Origin of the sequence: Paenirhodobacter huangdaonensis (assembly GCF_004022465.1) — a bacterium.
GTDB classification, from domain to species: Bacteria; Pseudomonadota; Alphaproteobacteria; order Rhodobacterales; family Rhodobacteraceae; genus Rhodobacter; species Rhodobacter huangdaonensis.
Genome location: NZ_SAVA01000002.1, coordinates 162053 through 177164 on the forward strand (window position 1 = coordinate 162053; position 15112 = coordinate 177164).

At 68.3% G+C, this 15112-nt stretch carries 17 protein-coding genes and 1 tRNA gene; 10 read left to right on the forward strand and 8 right to left on the reverse strand.

Annotation, left to right across the window (positions count from 1 at the left end):
* Positions 1 to 109: 109 nt before the first annotated feature.
* The 8 genes from EOW66_RS03875 to EOW66_RS03915 form a co-directional block, all read right to left on the reverse strand.
* On the reverse strand, positions 110 to 1189 hold the full coding sequence (locus tag EOW66_RS03875; protein ID WP_128154994.1) for a 2'-deoxycytidine 5'-triphosphate deaminase: 1080 nt from the start codon (positions 1187 to 1189) through the stop codon (positions 110 to 112).
* A 57-nt stretch (positions 1190 to 1246) separates the two neighbouring features.
* Positions 1247 to 1324: transfer RNA gene (locus EOW66_RS03880), tRNA-Pro, on the reverse strand.
* A gap of 111 nt (positions 1325 to 1435) precedes the next feature.
* Positions 1436 to 2278 (reverse strand): MerR family transcriptional regulator, encoded by an 843-nt coding sequence (locus tag EOW66_RS20610; protein ID WP_239017487.1) that lies wholly within the window; start codon positions 2276 to 2278, stop codon positions 1436 to 1438.
* Positions 2279 to 2304: 26 nt separating this feature from the next.
* Positions 2305 to 2607, reverse strand: a complete 303-nt coding sequence (gene ihfA, locus EOW66_RS03895; RefSeq protein ID WP_113901063.1) for an integration host factor subunit alpha — start codon at positions 2605 to 2607, stop codon at positions 2305 to 2307.
* Positions 2608 to 2742: 135 nt separating this feature from the next.
* Entirely contained in the window at positions 2743 to 3717 is a 975-nt protein-coding gene (locus EOW66_RS03900; RefSeq protein ID WP_128154996.1) for a beta-ketoacyl-ACP synthase III, read from the reverse strand.
* Complete coding sequence (gene plsX, locus EOW66_RS03905; RefSeq protein WP_128154998.1) at positions 3714 to 4877, reverse strand: phosphate acyltransferase PlsX; 1164 nt, start codon at positions 4875 to 4877, stop codon at positions 3714 to 3716. The genes EOW66_RS03900 and plsX overlap by 4 nt, the downstream gene beginning before the upstream one ends.
* Positions 4878 to 4901: 24 nt before the next feature.
* A complete protein-coding gene (rpmF, locus tag EOW66_RS03910; protein ID WP_113901060.1) occupies positions 4902 to 5108 on the reverse strand; it encodes a 50S ribosomal protein L32 in 207 nt (68 codons plus the stop codon).
* A gap of 207 nt (positions 5109 to 5315) precedes the next feature.
* The gene (locus tag EOW66_RS03915; protein WP_128155000.1) at positions 5316 to 5873 is read right to left on the reverse strand and encodes a YceD family protein; all 558 of its coding nucleotides are present in this window, start codon (positions 5871 to 5873) and stop codon (positions 5316 to 5318) included.
* Positions 5874 to 6024: 151 nt separating this feature from the next.
* Here EOW66_RS03915 and EOW66_RS03920 point away from each other — a divergent pair, with 151 nt between their 5' ends.
* The 10 genes from EOW66_RS03920 (at position 6025) to EOW66_RS03965 (ending at position 14933) form a co-directional block, all read left to right on the forward strand.
* On the forward strand, positions 6025 to 6447 hold the full coding sequence (locus tag EOW66_RS03920; RefSeq protein WP_128155446.1) for an outer membrane protein assembly factor BamE: 423 nt from the start codon (positions 6025 to 6027) through the stop codon (positions 6445 to 6447).
* 87 nt (positions 6448 to 6534) lie between these two features.
* On the forward strand, positions 6535 to 7293 hold the full coding sequence (locus EOW66_RS03925) for a GNAT family N-acetyltransferase (RefSeq protein WP_128155001.1): 759 nt from the start codon (positions 6535 to 6537) through the stop codon (positions 7291 to 7293).
* Positions 7294 to 7641: 348 nt separating this feature from the next.
* A complete protein-coding gene (locus EOW66_RS03930) occupies positions 7642 to 8703 on the forward strand; it encodes a methionine ABC transporter ATP-binding protein (protein ID WP_128155003.1) in 1062 nt (353 codons plus the stop codon).
* Positions 8693 to 9367 carry a methionine ABC transporter permease gene (locus EOW66_RS03935; RefSeq protein ID WP_128155005.1) on the forward strand — a complete coding sequence of 225 codons (675 nt, stop codon included), beginning with the start codon at positions 8693 to 8695 and terminating at the stop codon, positions 9365 to 9367. The genes EOW66_RS03930 and EOW66_RS03935 overlap by 11 nt, the downstream gene beginning before the upstream one ends.
* A gap of 27 nt (positions 9368 to 9394) precedes the next feature.
* Positions 9395 to 10171 carry a MetQ/NlpA family ABC transporter substrate-binding protein gene (locus EOW66_RS03940; protein WP_128155006.1) on the forward strand — a complete coding sequence of 259 codons (777 nt, stop codon included), beginning with the start codon at positions 9395 to 9397 and terminating at the stop codon, positions 10169 to 10171.
* A 107-nt stretch (positions 10172 to 10278) separates the two neighbouring features.
* On the forward strand, positions 10279 to 12102 hold the full coding sequence (locus EOW66_RS03945; RefSeq protein ID WP_128155007.1) for an ABC-F family ATP-binding cassette domain-containing protein: 1824 nt from the start codon (positions 10279 to 10281) through the stop codon (positions 12100 to 12102).
* A 128-nt stretch (positions 12103 to 12230) separates the two neighbouring features.
* Complete coding sequence (locus tag EOW66_RS03950; RefSeq protein WP_128155009.1) at positions 12231 to 13340, forward strand: CaiB/BaiF CoA transferase family protein; 1110 nt, start codon at positions 12231 to 12233, stop codon at positions 13338 to 13340.
* Positions 13341 to 13532: 192 nt separating this feature from the next.
* Entirely contained in the window at positions 13533 to 13919 is a 387-nt protein-coding gene (gene rplU / locus EOW66_RS03955) for a 50S ribosomal protein L21 (RefSeq protein ID WP_113901052.1), read from the forward strand.
* A 14-nt stretch (positions 13920 to 13933) separates the two neighbouring features.
* Positions 13934 to 14203: a 50S ribosomal protein L27 gene (gene rpmA, locus EOW66_RS03960; RefSeq protein ID WP_113901051.1), complete on the forward strand. Its 270-nt coding sequence runs from the start codon at positions 13934 to 13936 to the stop codon at positions 14201 to 14203.
* Positions 14204 to 14393: 190 nt separating this feature from the next.
* Positions 14394 to 14933, forward strand: a complete 540-nt coding sequence (locus EOW66_RS03965; RefSeq protein ID WP_113901050.1) for a GNAT family N-acetyltransferase — start codon at positions 14394 to 14396, stop codon at positions 14931 to 14933.
* The last annotated feature ends 179 nt before the right edge of the window (positions 14934 to 15112 follow it).

The window sequence follows — 15112 nt, forward strand, 5'->3', positions numbered from 1 at the left end:
AAGAGCACGCGCCGTCCCGGCTTCCAATTGCCGCAAATATCCCGGGGGTGAATTGGCGCAGCCAAGAGGGGGCAGCGCCCCCTTCTGCCCTGCGTTCCGGGCGCGGCGCTCAGCCGGCGCGGAAATGCTTGGCGAGTTTCAGCCCCTGGCCCTGATAGTTCGAGGCGATGCCGGTGCCATAGAGCCGCTCGGGGCGCGCGGTCATCCGCTCGTAGACGAGCCGGCCCACCACCTGGCCGTGTTCGAGCACGAAGGGGGCCTCGTGGCAGCGCACCTCGAGCACGCCGCGCGAGCCCGCGCCGCCTGCCGCGCCATGGCCGAAGCCCGGGTCGAAGAAGCCGGCGTAATGCACGCGGAACTCGCCCACCATGGCGAGGTAGGGCGCCATCTCGGCGGCGAAATCGGGCGGGATCGTCACCGCCTCGCGCGAGACGAGGATATAAAAGGCGCCGGGATCGAGGATGATCCGCCCCTCGCGGGTGCGCAGCTCCTCCCAGAAATCCGAGGTCGGGTAATGCGCGATCCGGTCGAGGTCGATCACCCCGGTGTGCGGCTTGGCGCGGTAGCCGACGAGATCGCCGGTCTCTGGCAGCAGGTCGACCGAGAAGCCGAGGCCGGCGTCGATCACCGCCTCGCCGGTGACGAGCGGCTCGGCCGTGTGCAGTGCCTTCAGCTCGGGGTCGGTCAGCACCGCCTGGCCACGGCGGAAGCGGATCTGATTGAGCCGCATGCCGGGCCGCACCAGCACCGAGAAGGAGCGCGGGCAGATCTCGGCATAGAGCGGGCCGGCATAGCCCTCGGGGATGCGGTCGAATTCGGTGCCGCCGTCGGTGATCACCCGGGTCAGCAGATCGAGCCGGCCGGTCGAGCTTTTGGCGTTGGCGACGGCGGTGATGCCCTCGGGCAGTGCCAGCCCCTCCATCAGCGGCACCAGATAGACGCAGCCCTTCTCGAGCACGGCGCCGTTTTCGAGGTCCATCCGGTGCATCTCGAAATCGGCGAGCTTGGTCTCGACGCGGGTGCCGCGGCCGGCGAGGAAGGAGGCGCGGATCCGGTAGGCCACGGTGCCAAGCCGCAGATCAAGGCTCGCGGGCTGGATCTGGCCGGGCACGAGGGGCAGGGCGGCGCTGATCTCGCCACGCCCGACCATCGCGCGGATCGCGGAATCGGGCAGAACGCCGTGTGCCATCGCAGCCTCCCTCGCATAGACGAACGCCCACCCCCGAGGGGTGGGCGTTTCTCGTGATGGTCGGGCCGGAGAGATTCGAACTCTCGACCTTCCGCCCCCCAGACGGACGCGCTAACCAGGCTGCGCCACGGCCCGACACGAGGCGTGTATAGAGGTATCCGGGCGGCGGGTGCAAGCGGCAAAACGCAACTTTTTGCAACGGCCTGCCGGAAGCTCGCGAGGCCGTGCCCTGACCTGCGCGCCGGCTCAGCGCGGCAGGGCGCGCGGCGGCTGACCCATCCGGGCCTGCAGCGCCATGAGCCGGTCGCAGGCGGTCAGAAGCCGCATCCGCTCGACGGTGCCGAGACCCGCAAGGTCGAGCCCGGTCAGGCCGCGCGACAGCACCGCAAGCGCCGGCGTGGGCGGCAGGGTAGGGGCGGTCTCGGGGGGGCGGGCACTGCCGGCGACGAGCAGACTCACCACCTGGGCGAGTGCCTCGGGGTCTTCCGGCTCGACGTCGAGGGCGATCGGTGCCTCGGGCACCGGCTCGGGCTCGGGTGGCGAATCATCTGCATCCTCGATCTCGACGAGGCTCACGGTCTCGATCTCGGTGACGATCCCGGACCCCTCCGGTGCCGGTGCCTCGAAGAGCGAGGTCTGGCGCCAGGAGGCAACACGCGGGGTGAGCAGGGTGCCGGCCGGCGTATTGGGGCCGGGCGCCGCGTCTTCGGCGGCCAGGGCAGGCGCGGCCTCGGTCCCGCCGGTCTCGGTCCCGTCAGCCTCGGTCCGGTCCGCTTCGGGCAGCGCGGCTTCGGGCACGTCCTCGGCCGCGTCGAAGCTCAGCTCGACCCGGGCCGCGACCTGTTTCGCGCCCTGTTCGCGCAGCAGCTTCTGCACGCCGCGGATTGTCATCCCGTCATCGTGCAGGAGCTTCTTGATGCCGGCGAGCAGCTGCACGTCGTCGGGGCGGTAATAGCGCCGCCCGCCCGCGCCCTTGACCGGCTTCACCTGCGGAAAGCGGCTCTCCCAGAAGCGCAGCACATGCGTGGGCGTTTCCAGAAGCTCGGCGACTTCGGAGATCGTGCGGAAGGCATGGGCGGACTTGCTCATCTCGCGGTCCTGGTCGCGGCGGCGCGTCACTTCGCGTTGCCGGCCGCGACGCGATCCTTCATCAGGTGCGAGGGCCGGAACGAGAGCACGCGGCGCGGGCTGATCGGCACTTCCTCGCCGGTTTTCGGGTTGCGCCCCATGCGCGAACTTTTCTCGCGCACCGAGAAGGTGCCGAAAGACGAGATCTTCACTGTCTCGCCATTGGCCAGCGCGTCGGACATGTGGCGCAGCACGCTTTCGACGAGCTGCGCGGATTCGTTGCGGCTCAGACCGACTTCGCGGAACACCGCTTCGCTCAGGTCCATGCGCGTCAGAGTCTTTTCGGACATCGTGTCATCCCCCCGGATGTGACTGCGCCCACGATGGGCGCAAATCCATGCCGGTGTCAATAAGAACGGCTTGTCAACGGCTTGCGCGGCGCTCTGCCGCAGTGGGGATGCCCGCAAGACGGGCGGACGCGGCGCTTACCAGCGCAGCACCACCGAGCCCCAGGCAAGGCCGCCGCCGATCGCCTCGGTGACGAGCAGGTCGCCGGTCTTGATCTGGCCGCGCTGCTTGCCGACCGAGAGGGCGAGGGGAATCGATGCGGCCGAGGTGTTGCCATGGTCCTGCACGGTCAGCACGACACGCTCCATCGGCACCTGCATCCGCTCGGCGGTGGCCGAGATGATCCGCAGATTGGCCTGATGCGGCACGATCCAGTCGACGTCCTCGCCGCTCATGCCGATCTTGTCGAGCGCGGTATGGGCGGTTTCGGCAAGCTTCTGCACCGCATGTTTGAAGACGGCATTGCCCTGCATCCGCAGGTGCCCGGCGACGCCGGTGGTCGAGACCCCGCCATCGACATAGAGAAGTTCGCGGTAGCGGCCGTCGGAATGCAGATCGGTCGAGAGCACGCCGCGGTCGGAATTCGCACCGCTGCCCTCGGCCGCCTCGAGCACCAGCGCGCCGGCGCCGTCGCCGAAGAGCACGCAGGTGCCGCGGTCGGTCCAGTCCATGATCCGCGAGAAGGTCTCGGCGCCGATCACCAGCACGCGCTCGGCCTGGCCCGAGACGATCAGCCCGTTCGCATTCGCCAGCGCGTAGACGAAGCCGGCGCAGACCGCCTGCACGTCATAGGCAAAGCCATGCGTCGAGCCGAGCCCGGCCTGCACCATGGTCGCGACGGAGGGGAAGGTGAAATCGGGGGTCGAGGTGGCAACGACAATCGCGTCGATGCGGTCGGCGGGGATGCCGGCATCTTCAAGTGCCGCCTGCGCCGCCTTGGTCGCAAGCTGCGAGGTGGTCTCGCCCTCGGCGGCGAAATGGCGCCGCTCGATGCCGGTGCGGGCGCGGATCCATTCATCCGAGGTGTCGAGCGTGGTCTCGAACTCGCTGTTCTCGACGACGCGCGCCGGCAGGTAATGGCCGACGCCGCGGACGACGGATCTGATCTTCATAGTTCGTTCTCGCTGGATGCCTCTCCCGAGGGCGCATCCTGCCTTGCCACTGACGCAGAGGCAACCCGTGCCGCGAGCCTTTCGACGAAACCGGAGCGGGCGAGGCGGGCGGCCAGTTCGATCGCGGCGGCGACGCCGGTCGCGTCGGCCGAGCCGTGCGACTTCACCACGGTGCCGTTCAGCCCGAGGAAGACGCCGCCATTCGCCCGTCGCGGGTCGATCTGCGCGCTCATCCGCTTCAGCGGTCCCATCGCGAGGAAGGCGCCGAGCTTGGTCAGCGGCGTCGCGGTGAGTGCGCCGCGCAGCAGTTCGGCGGCGAATTTCGCCGTGCCCTCGGCGGTTTTCAGCGCAACGTTGCCGGTGAAGCCGTCGGTGACGATCACGTCGACGCGGTCGGAGGGCAGGTCATTGCCCTCGACGAAACCGATGAAGTCGAAGGCGCCGGCCTCTTGCGCCGCGCCGATCATCTCATGCGCCAGCCTCAGTTCGGCATGCCCCTTGTGCTCCTCGGTGCCGACATTGAGCAGCCCGACGCGCGGCCGCGCAAGGCCGAGCGCGTTGCGGGCATAGGAGGTGCCCATCAGCGCATAGGTCAGCAGGTCGGGGGCGTCCGCCTTCACGTCGGCGCCCATGTCGAGCATGACGTTCCAGCCGGTCGGGTTGCGCGAGGGCCAGAACGAGGCGATCGCGGGGCGGTTCACCCCGGGCAGCTTGCGCAGCCGCAGCATCGACACCGCCATCAGCGCGCCGGTATTGCCGCAGGAGACGGCCACCGCCGCCTCGCGCTCGCGCACCGACTCGATCGCCGACCACATCGAGGTGTCCTTGCCGCGCCGCATCACCTGCGAGGGCTTGTCATGCATGGTCACCACGCCGTCGGCATGGTGCAGCACTGCGCAGTCGGCCAGGCCGCGCGCAGCGATCAACGGGGCGAGCTCGTCCTCGCGGCCGTGCAGGATGAAGCGCAGCGCCGGGTTGGCACGATGGGCGATCTGCACACCATCGAGCACCGCGACGGGACCGCGGTCGCTGCCCATGGCATCGACAGAAATGACGAGGGCGCCGGACGCGGCCGGCGCCTTGGCCGCAGCGTCGCGGCCATCCGTCTGCGCGGCATCGATCCGGCCTTCGGCCCGCGTCTGCTCTTGTTCAGGCAGCATGGATCAGAGGCTCGGGCGACGCGCTTACGCGGCGTCGTCGTCCAGATCGACCTCGACGGCCTGAGCCACCACTTCGCGGTCGTCGTAGTGACCGCAGGCGCCACAGACGTGGTGCGGGCGTTTCAGTTCGCCACAGTTCGGGCATTCAGCCGGGTTGGCGGCCACAAGGGCGTCATGCGCACGGCGCATGTTGCGGCGGGAGCGCGTGACTCGGTTTTGCGGGACAGCCATGTCTAACCTCGATTGTTCGCGGGCACAGGGCCCTGATTTCCTTGAGTATCGTCACTGGCGCCGGAGAGCGGACCGGGTGCGAACCCAGACTTCGAATGAGGCCGGGAACATACTGCGATTCCGCTCCGTTGCAAGCCCTTTCTTGTGCTGCCGCGCCGGGTGGGCGGCAGAGCGCAAAAGCCGGGCAGGCGGCGCGCAAACGGGCGGTCAGTTGCCCTCCGTGTCGTCCTTCTTCGTCAGCAGGTCGCGCAGGTTGGCAAAGGGACGGGCGTCCTCGTCGCGCATCGGCACGGCGCCCGGCTCGGTCACCACGGTTTCGTCAAGCTCGGCGCCCGGTGCCCGCGGATAGAGCGGCAGGGCGAGTTCGAGCACCTCGAGCGCCACCGCGCCGAGGTCGATCACCGCAGGCAGCGGCTCGCTCGTGTCATCTTCGGGCATCTCGATCTCGTCGCCCTCGGGTTCGGGCATCTCGGCAAGGTAATGGCGCAGGACGCCTTCGCTCAGCCGGGTGATGACCGGGGCGAGGGTGATGACGCAGGATTGCACCACCTCGGCCTCGAATTCCGCCTGCAACGTCCAGTCCGAGCGGCCCTGCGGCGTCAGCGTGCCGTTCAGTCGCAAAGAGTTGAGCGCCTCGATCCCGGCCCAGGCGGCGATCGCCGCGCGGGTCTCGGCGTCGGGGCGCAGGTCGAAACGATTGGGTTTCCGGCCGGCAAGCTCGGCGGGGCGAAGCGGCGCGCTCCAGGGCGGGGGGGCATCGGTCATGGCGGCTCCTGGGTGATGGGCCGGACGCCCTCCGCATGGTGCTTGAGGGCGGGGCCGGGTTGTTGTAAGCGGGATAAAAGGCCACAGGCCACGAGGCAAGAGGGGGTAACAGGTGAGCACCGGAACCGTGACGCGGCGCATTGCGCTGGCGATGGCCCTTGGCGCGAGCCTCTTGGCGGCTGGCTGCACGGCGATCTACCAGAATCATGGCTATGTCCCGTCCGACGAGGATCTGTCGCAGGTCCAGGTCGGCAAGAGTTCGCGTGATGACGTGGCGGCGGCCGTGGGCCGGCCTTCCGCCTCGGGCGTGCTCGAGGGCTCGGCCTGGTATTACGTCGGTTCGCGCTGGAAATACTACGGCGCCCGGGCGCCGCAGGAGATCGACCGCCAGGTCGTCGCGGTCAGCTTCGACAAGGCCGGCACCGTCGCCAATATCGAGCGCTTCGGCCTCGAGCGCGGCGAGGTGGTGGTGCTGTCGCGGCGTGTCACCAAGTCGAACATCAAGGGCATCAGCGTCGTGCGGCAGCTTCTGGGCAGCCTCGGCCGGGTGTCGGCGACGCAACTCACGCAGTGAGCCTTGTCGCGCCGCGGCGGTTTTTCTTCCGTCGCGGTGCCGAGTCGCCTATGATCGCTCCCGTTCGGGCCAACCCGGGGAGCCACCATGTTTTCGCTCGCGAGGGGACGTTACGGCGCGCGGTTCGCCGCGACCCCGTCCGACCTTCGCGCCGCGCAGGCGCTGCGCTGGCGCAGCTTCGTCGGCGCCCGTGGCGGCATTGCTCTCGATGCGGTGCCGCTCGATGCCGATGAGTTCGATGCCGTCTGCCGGCATGTCCTGGTCGAGGAGGTGGCGACGGGGCGGCTGGTGTGCTGCTTCCGTCTGCTGCCGCTGAAGGACGGTTCCGAGATCGGCCGCAGCTATTCCGCACAATATTACGAGCTTTCGGCGCTGCGCGGATTTGCCGGCCCGATGGTCGAGATGGGGCGCTTCTGCATGGAGCCCGGCCTGCACGACCCCGACATCCTGCGCCTGGCCTGGGGCGCGATGACGCGCTTCGTCGATGCCGGGAAGGTCGAGATGCTGTTCGGCTGCTCGTCGTTCACCGGCACCGACTGGGAATATTTCGCCGATGCCTTCGCGGTGCTGGCCGAGCGCCATCTTGCGCCGCGGCGCTGGTGGCCGCGGGTGAAGGCGCCGCAGGTGGTGCGCTATGCCCGGGCGCTGATCGGCCGGCCGGGAGACCCGAAACTGGCGATGCTGCGGATGCCGCCGCTGTTGCGCAGCTATCTGACGATGGGGGGCTGGGTCAGCGATCATGCCGTGGTCGATGAGGCGCTCGGCACGCTCCATGTCTTCACCGGGCTCGAGATCGGCGCAATTCCGCCGGCGCGGGCGCGGGCGCTGCGGATGGTGGCAGGCTAGGGGGCGCTGCCCCCTCTTTTGCCTGACGGCAAAATTCACCCCCGGGATATTTGGCGCGATTGGAAACGGAAAGAGGGGCGTTCTGTGGGGGCGATTCTCTGCGTGGTTCGGGGCGCAGGGGCGCGGCGGGGAACGCTTTGGCGGCGTGGCTTCCGGGGGGTGGAAGAATATCCTGAAAACCCGACAAATTTTGGCGTGATTGTTTTCTTGAACCCGGCGCGCGGATCTGGCGTAACTGCCGGGACGGGGCGCATCGGGCGTTCCGCCGCCCCGGGCGGGGTTGTATCTGCCGGCCGCTTCCCCTTTATGGGCGGTCAAATCGAGTCCACAGCCATATCGGACAGTCTGATGCAACGGGATATCACCAGCGGCGCGGCCATCACCTTCGACGGGGTCGGCAAGAGCTATCCGAAGGCGGGTGGCGGCAGCGTCACCGCGCTCGAGGGGATCACCTTCGAGGTGCCGGCGGGCTCGATCACCGGCATCATCGGGCGGTCCGGCGCGGGCAAGTCGACGCTGCTGCGGATGGTCAACGGGCTCGAACAGCCGACCGCCGGCACGATCACCGTGGCCGGGCGCGATGTCGGCCGGGCGCGCGGTGCGGCGCTGCGCGAGATCCGGCGCGAGGTCGGGATGATCTTCCAGCACTTCAACCTGCTCTCGTCGCGCACGGTCGAGGACAATGTCGCGCTGCCGATGGAGATTGCCGGCATTCCCGCGGCGAAGATCCGGCCGCGGGTGCGCGACCTTCTCGCCCGTGTCGGGCTTGAGCCGCTGGCCGGGCGCTATCCGGCCGAGCTGTCGGGCGGGCAGAAGCAGCGCGTCGGCATCGCCCGCGCGCTGGCCACCGATCCGAAGGTGCTGCTCTCCGACGAGGCGACCTCGGCGCTGGACCCGGAGACGACGCAGACGGTGCTGCGGCTTCTGGCCGACATCAACCGCGACCTCGGGCTGACGATTCTTCTGATCACCCACGAGATGGCGGTGGTGCGCGACATCGCGAGCCATGTCGCGGTGATCGAGGGCGGGCGGATCGTCGAGCAGGGGCTCACTTATGACGTCTTCACCGCGCCGCAGCATCCGACGACGCGCAGCTTCCTTGCCGGCGTCACCGGCGTCACCCTGCCGCGCTTCATCGCCGACAGGTTGCAGACCGACCGCCCCGAGGGGCCGGCGCGCGAGGTGATCCGCATCACCTTCCTTGGCGACAACGCGACCGACCCGCTGCTGGCGCGGATGAGCGCGATGCTGGGGCTTGATGTCAACATCCTCGCCGGCGCCATCGAGGAGATCGGGCCGCGCCCCTTCGGCAACCTGCTGGTCTCGATCGACGCGGCGCGGGCGGCCGAGGCGCGGGCCTATCTCGAAAGCCATCAGCAGCGCACGGAGGTGCTGGGCTATGTCCTCTAATCTGATCAACCTGCTGATCTCGGCCACCTGGCAGACGCTCTACATGGTCTTCCTGTCGACGCTGATCGGCGCGCTGATCGGCCTGCCGATCGGCGTGTTCCTTGCCTGTTCGCGGCGCGGCGAGCTGTTGTCGGCGCCCGCGGTGAACAAGGTGCTGGGCATCGTCGTCAACGCGACCCGCTCGATCCCCTTCATCATTCTTGTCGTGGCGATCATCCCCTTCACCCGGCTGATCGCCGGCACCTCGATCGGCACCACCGCGGCAATCGTGCCGCTGACGATCGCCGCCGTGCCCTTCATCGCGCGGCTGATCGAGAACGCGATCCGGGAGGTCGACGCGGGGCTGATCGAGGCCGCCCGCGCCATGGGCGCGACGCCCCTGCAGATCATCCGCAAGGTGCTGATCCCCGAGGCGCTGCCGGGCATCACGCTCGGCCTCACCCTCGCCGTCGTCAGCCTGATCGGCTATTCGGCGATGGTGGGCGCGGTCGGCGGCGAGGGGCTGGGCGACCTTGGCATCCGCTATGGCTATCAGCGCTTCATGCCCGACGTGATGGCGGTGGTGGTGGTCATCCTCATTGTTCTCGTCCAGCTCGTGCAGACCATCGGCGAATGGATCGCACGGAGGGTGGATAAACGCGCGCCCGGCAACCGCGGCGCCTAAACTTCGAAGCTCAAAGGGAATATTCCGATGAAAAAGCTGATGACGCTGATCTCCGTGCTCGCGCTCACGGCCGGGACCGCGATGGCCGAGGACATCAAGGTCGGGGTCTCGCCGGGCGAGCATGCCGAGATCATGGAAGAGGTGGCGAAGGTCGCCAAGCCGATGGGCCTTGATATCAAGGTGATCGAGTTCTCGGATTACGTGGTGCCGAACCAGGCGCTCGCAGATGGCGACATCGAGGCGAACTCGTTCCAGCACAAGCCCTACCTCGACAACCAGATCAGGGACCGCGGCTTCAAGCTGGTGCCGGTGGGGACCACGATCACCACGCCGATGGGGCTTTACTCGAACAAGGTGAAATCGCCGGCCGACCTGAAGGACGGCGACACCGTCGGCATCCCGAACGATCCGACGAACGGCGGCCGCGCGCTTCTGGTGCTGCAGGACTTCGGCCTGATCAAGCTCGCCGACGGCACCGGTCTGACCCCGACCGTTCTCGACGTCACCGAGAATCCGAAGAACCTGAAGTTCCAGGAACTCGACGCCGCGCAGCTGCCGCGCTCGCTCGCCGATCTCGATGCGGCGATGATCAACACCAACTATGCCATCGCCGCCGGTCTGAACCCGAAGACCGACACCATCGCGATGGAAAAGGCCGACAACCCCTATGTGAACATCATCGTGGTGCGCGAAGGCGACGAGACCGCGCCTTGGGTGAAGACGCTGGTCTCGGCCTATCACTCGGATGCGGTGAAGAAATTCATCGAGGACAAGTATCACGGCACGGTGCTGACCTCCTGGTGAGCCCCGCCAGAGACCGATCGACGGGCGCCCCCTCGGGCGCCCGTTTGCATGTGTGCCCGCTGCACGCCCCCGTTGACCTTTCGCCGCCGCCCGGCTAGCGGAGAGCCATGGCACGCGCACCCCTTCTTCAGCTTTCCGGCATCTCCCTCACCTTCGGCGGCGACCCCGTCTTCGACGGGCTCGATCTCACCGTCCAGGAGGGCGACCGCATCGCCCTTGTCGGCCGCAACGGCTCGGGCAAGTCGACGCTGATGAAGGTGATGGCGGGGCTCATCGAACCCGACCATGGTTCCCGCGTGGTGCCGAGCGGCACGCGCGTGGGCTACATGGAGCAGGAACCCGACCTGTCGGGGTTTGCCACGCTTGGCGATTTCGCCGGCTCTGGCTTGTCCGAGGCCGAGCATTACCGCGTCGCGATGGTGGCCGAGGGGCTGAAGTTCCGCCCCGAGACCCCGGTCGCCACCGCCTCGGGCGGCGAGCGGCGGCGCGCGGCGCTGGCCAAGCTTCTGGCCGAGGCGCCGGAACTGATGCTGCTCGACGAACCCACCAACCACCTCGACATCGAGGCGATCGGCTGGCTCGAGAACGAGCTGAGGGCCACCCGCACCGCCTTCGTGCTGATCTCGCACGACCGCGCCTTCCTGCGCAACCTGACGCGGGCCACGCTCTGGCTCGACCGCGGTGCGCTGCGCCGGCAGGAGCGCGGCTTCGAGGCCTTCGAGGACTGGCGCGAGCAGATCTGGACCGAAGAGGACGAGGCGCGCCACAAGCTCGATCGCAAGATCAAGGCCGAGGCGAAATGGGCGGTCGAGGGGATCTCGGCGCGGCGCAAACGCAACATGGGCCGGGTGCGCGCGCTCCAGGCGCTGCGCGCCGAGCGCGCGGGGCAGATCCGCCGTCAGGGCACCGCGGCGATGGAACTTGAAAGCGCGGGCACCTCGGGCAAGCGGGTGATCGAGGCGAAGGGGCTGTGCAAGGCCTTCGGCGACAAGATCATCGTGAAGAATTTCGACCTGCGCGTGCTGCGCGGCGACCGTGTCGCCTTCGTCGGCCCGAACGGGGTGGGCAAGACCACGCTGCTGAAGATGCTGACCGGCGAGATCGCGCCCGATGCCGGCACGGTGACGCTCGGCACCAATCTCGAGATTGCGGTCTTCGACCAGGCGCGCGCCACGCTCGATTTCAACCAGACGCTCTGGGACGGGATGGTGAACGATCCAGATATGCGGGTCTCGGGCCAGTCCGACCAGGTGATGGTGCGCGGCCGGCCGAAGCATGTGGTGGCCTATCTCAAGGATTTCCTCTTCGACGAGAGCCAGGCGCGCGCGCCGATCGGCTCGCTGTCGGGCGGCGAACGGGCGCGGCTTCTGCTTGCGCGGATCATGGCGAAACCCTCGAACCTGCTGATCCTCGACGAGCCGACGAACGATCTCGACGTCGAGACGCTGGATTTGCTGCAGGACATCCTTGGCGAGTATGACGGCACCGTGCTGCTGGTCAGCCACGACCGCGACTTCATCGACCGCGTCGCGACGACGACGATCGCGATGGAGGGCGACGGCCGCGCCACGGTCTATGCCGGCGGCTGGAGCGACTATCAGGCGCAAAAGGCGCTGAGCGTCTCCGCGCCGGCGACCGCCTCGGCCGCCTCTGCCGCGAAAAGGGCAGAGCCTGCGCTGGCGCCAAAGGAGACGCCGAAGAAATCGGGCCTCAGCTTCACCGAGAAACACCGCCTCGAGGAATTGCCGGGCGTCATCGACAAGCTCGAGCGCGAGATCGGCAAGCTCTCCGAACTCCTCTCCGATCCCGCGCTCTTCACCCGCGAGCCGGTGAAGTTCAAGAAGGCCACCGAGATGCTCGGCGAGCGTCAGGCGGCGCTGAGCGCGGCCGAGGAGGAATGGCTGGCGCTCGAGGAAAAGGCGCAGGGCTGACCCCGGCCCGCAGTGACGCTGCGTCACGCCGCCACAGCCTTTACCCCTTCATCTTGCCGGAAATACCTTGCGGGGGTCCGGGGGTGCAAAACCCCCGGCCGCGCCGCCACAGGCCCGCAGGAGACCAGATGACCACATCGCCGCAAGGCCCGCTCGCCGGGCTCCGCATCGTCGAGATTTCGGGCCTCGGCCCCACGCCCTTCACCGTGCAGCTCTTCGCCGACATGGGCGCTTCGGTGATCCGCATCGCGCGCCCGGGGTCGGGGGGCGCGGCACACCACGTCCTCGGTATCGCGAACGACCCGATCGAGCGCGGCCGCGACGTGCTGGAGCTTGACCTCAAGGCGCCCGAAGACCGCGCCGTCGCGCGCCGGCTGATCGCCAGGGCCGATGCGCTGGTCGAGGGGATGCGCCCGGGCGTGATGGAACGCCTCGGCCTCGGTCCGGCCGATTTCCCCGAGAATCCGCGCCTCGTCTATGGCCGGATGACCGGCTGGGGGCAGAGCGGCCCGCTGGCCCAGACCGCGGGGCACGACATCAACTTCGTCGCGCTCTCGGGCGCGCTCGGCGCGATCGGCACGCCCGAGACGCCGGTGATCCCGCTCAATCTCGTCGGCGATTTCGGCGGCGGCTCGATGTGGCTGGCCTTCGGCATGATGGCGGCGCTGTGGCACGCCAAGGCGACGGGGCAGGGGCAGGTGGTGGATGCCGCGATCACCGACGGCATCGCCGGACTTCTGGGCATGGTGCACGGGCTTGCAGCAAGCGGGCTCTGGTCCGACCGGCGCGGCGAGAACCTGCTCGACGGCGGCGTGCCCTATTACGGCGTCTATCCGTGCAAGGCCGGCGGCCATTTCGCCATCGGCCCGATCGAGGAGAAATTCTGGCTCGCGTTTCAGCACCTGATGGGCTTTGCGCCGGGCGAACTGCCCGACCGCGCCGACCGCAGCCTCTGGCCCGAGCTGCGCGCGCGCATCGGGGCGCGCTTCCTCGAAAGGACCCGTGCCGAGTGGGAGGCGATCTTCGACGGCTCCGACGCCTGTGCGACGCCGGTGCTGACGGTGTCGGAGGCGGTGGCCCATCCGCACAATGTCGCCCGCGGTGCCTATCTGCGCCACGAGGATGTGGTGCAGCCCGCCCCCGCGCCGAAGCTGAGCCGCACGCCGGGCGCGATCGGGCCGGGCTCGACGCTGGCCCGGATCGGCCGGGACGAGGCGCTCGCCCGCTGGGGCGCCTGAGGGCGGCCGCGCAACTGCCTTGACTTGCGCCTGCCGATCTCCGATAAGCCGCCAACCCGGCGGAGGACTCCCTTCTGCGGGGGAATCATGTGCAACACTGCCCCGGGAGGGGCGCGCTGTCCGAGGCGGGCCCGCAAGGGCCCCGAAACTCCGCAAGGGGCCACAGGGCGCGGCTTGGAAAAGGAAGAACGCATGTTTGCGGTCCTCAAGACTGGCGGCAAGCAATACAAGGTTCAGGCGGGCGACGTGCTCCGCGTGGAACTGATTGCGGCCGTCGCTGGCGACAAGGTCCAGTTCAACGAGATTCTGATGCTCGGCGGTGACACGCTGACCGTCGGCGCCCCGCTCGTCGCTGACGCTGCGGTCGTCGCGGAAGTCATCGACACCATCAAGGCCGACAAGGTCATCACCTATCACAAGCGCCGCCGCAAACATTCGTCGCAGCGCACCCGTGGCCACCGTCAGAAACTGACGCTGGTGCGCGTGACCGAGGTTCTCGCCTCGGGCGCCGCTGCCTCGGGCGTGAAGGAAGCCGTCGGCACCGCTGCTGCGCGCGTCGCCGCGCACGACGCGAAGTAAGAGGAGACTGACAGATGGCTCACAAGAAAGCAGGCGGTTCGTCCCGCAACGGCCGCGACTCTGCCGGTCGTCGTCTTGGCGTCAAGCTTTACGGCGGTCAGGCGGCGGTTTCGGGCAACATCATCGTGCGTCAGCGCGGCACCACCTGGTGGCCGGGCGAAGGCGTGATGATGGGCACGGATCACACCATTTTCGCCGTCACCGAGGGCAAGGTCACCTTCAAGAAGGGCCTCAAAGGCCGTACCTTCATCTCGGTCCTCCCGGTTGCGGAGGCGGCCGAGTAAGCCGAACCGCACTCCGGACAGGAACAGGGGGATCGGCTGCAAGGCCGGTCCCCTTTTTCTTTGCCGCATCGCGGCAGGGAGATCTCGAGAAATTCATCGAATTTTCAAACGGGTAGGGTTCAAATTGTCATCATCCCGCCCCATTTTCAGGACCAAGGAAAACAGGCCCGCGTTTCGAGGAGGAGCGCCGATGTTTCAAGATACCCTCTCCGCTCAGCCCGTGATCGAGGCCGGCCGCTTCGTGCTGCGCCCGCTGCGCCGCTCGGACGCCGGGCTGATCTCGATGTATACCGCCGATCGCCGCGTCGCCGAGGGCACCCGCGCCATCCCGCATCCGCTTCCGCCGGGCGCCACCGAGAATTTCGTCGCCCGCGCCATGGCCGAGAAGCGGGCGGAGGATGTCTGGGCGATGGACGGATCGGCGAACGGTCTGGCCGAGGTGCTGGGCATCGTCTCGCTCACCCGCGTCGAGCCCGACCAGTCCGAGGTCGGCTTCTGGGTCGGGCCGGGGTTCTGGAACACCGGCTTCGCCTCCGAGGCGGTGACGGCGCTGGTCGCGGCGAACCCGCACAATTCGCGCACCCTCTTTGCCGAGGTGTTTCAGGATAACCCGGGTTCGGCCCGGGTCCTGACGAACTCGGGCTTCGAATATCTGGGCGATGCCGAAAGCTGGTCGGTCGCGCGCGGCGGCCGGGTGCCGACCTGGACCTACCTGCGCAAGATGGGCTGAGGGCAGACGGGAGGGCGCTGCCCTCCCGGACCCTCCCGAGGTATTTATGGCAAGATGAAGGGCGGGGCTCTTTCATCTTGCCATAAATACCTCGGGGGTGTGGGGGCGGCGCCCCCACGCGCGGCTTGAAGAATGCGGCGTGCCGGCGTAAACGGACGCCTTGCAAACAGGGACGACCG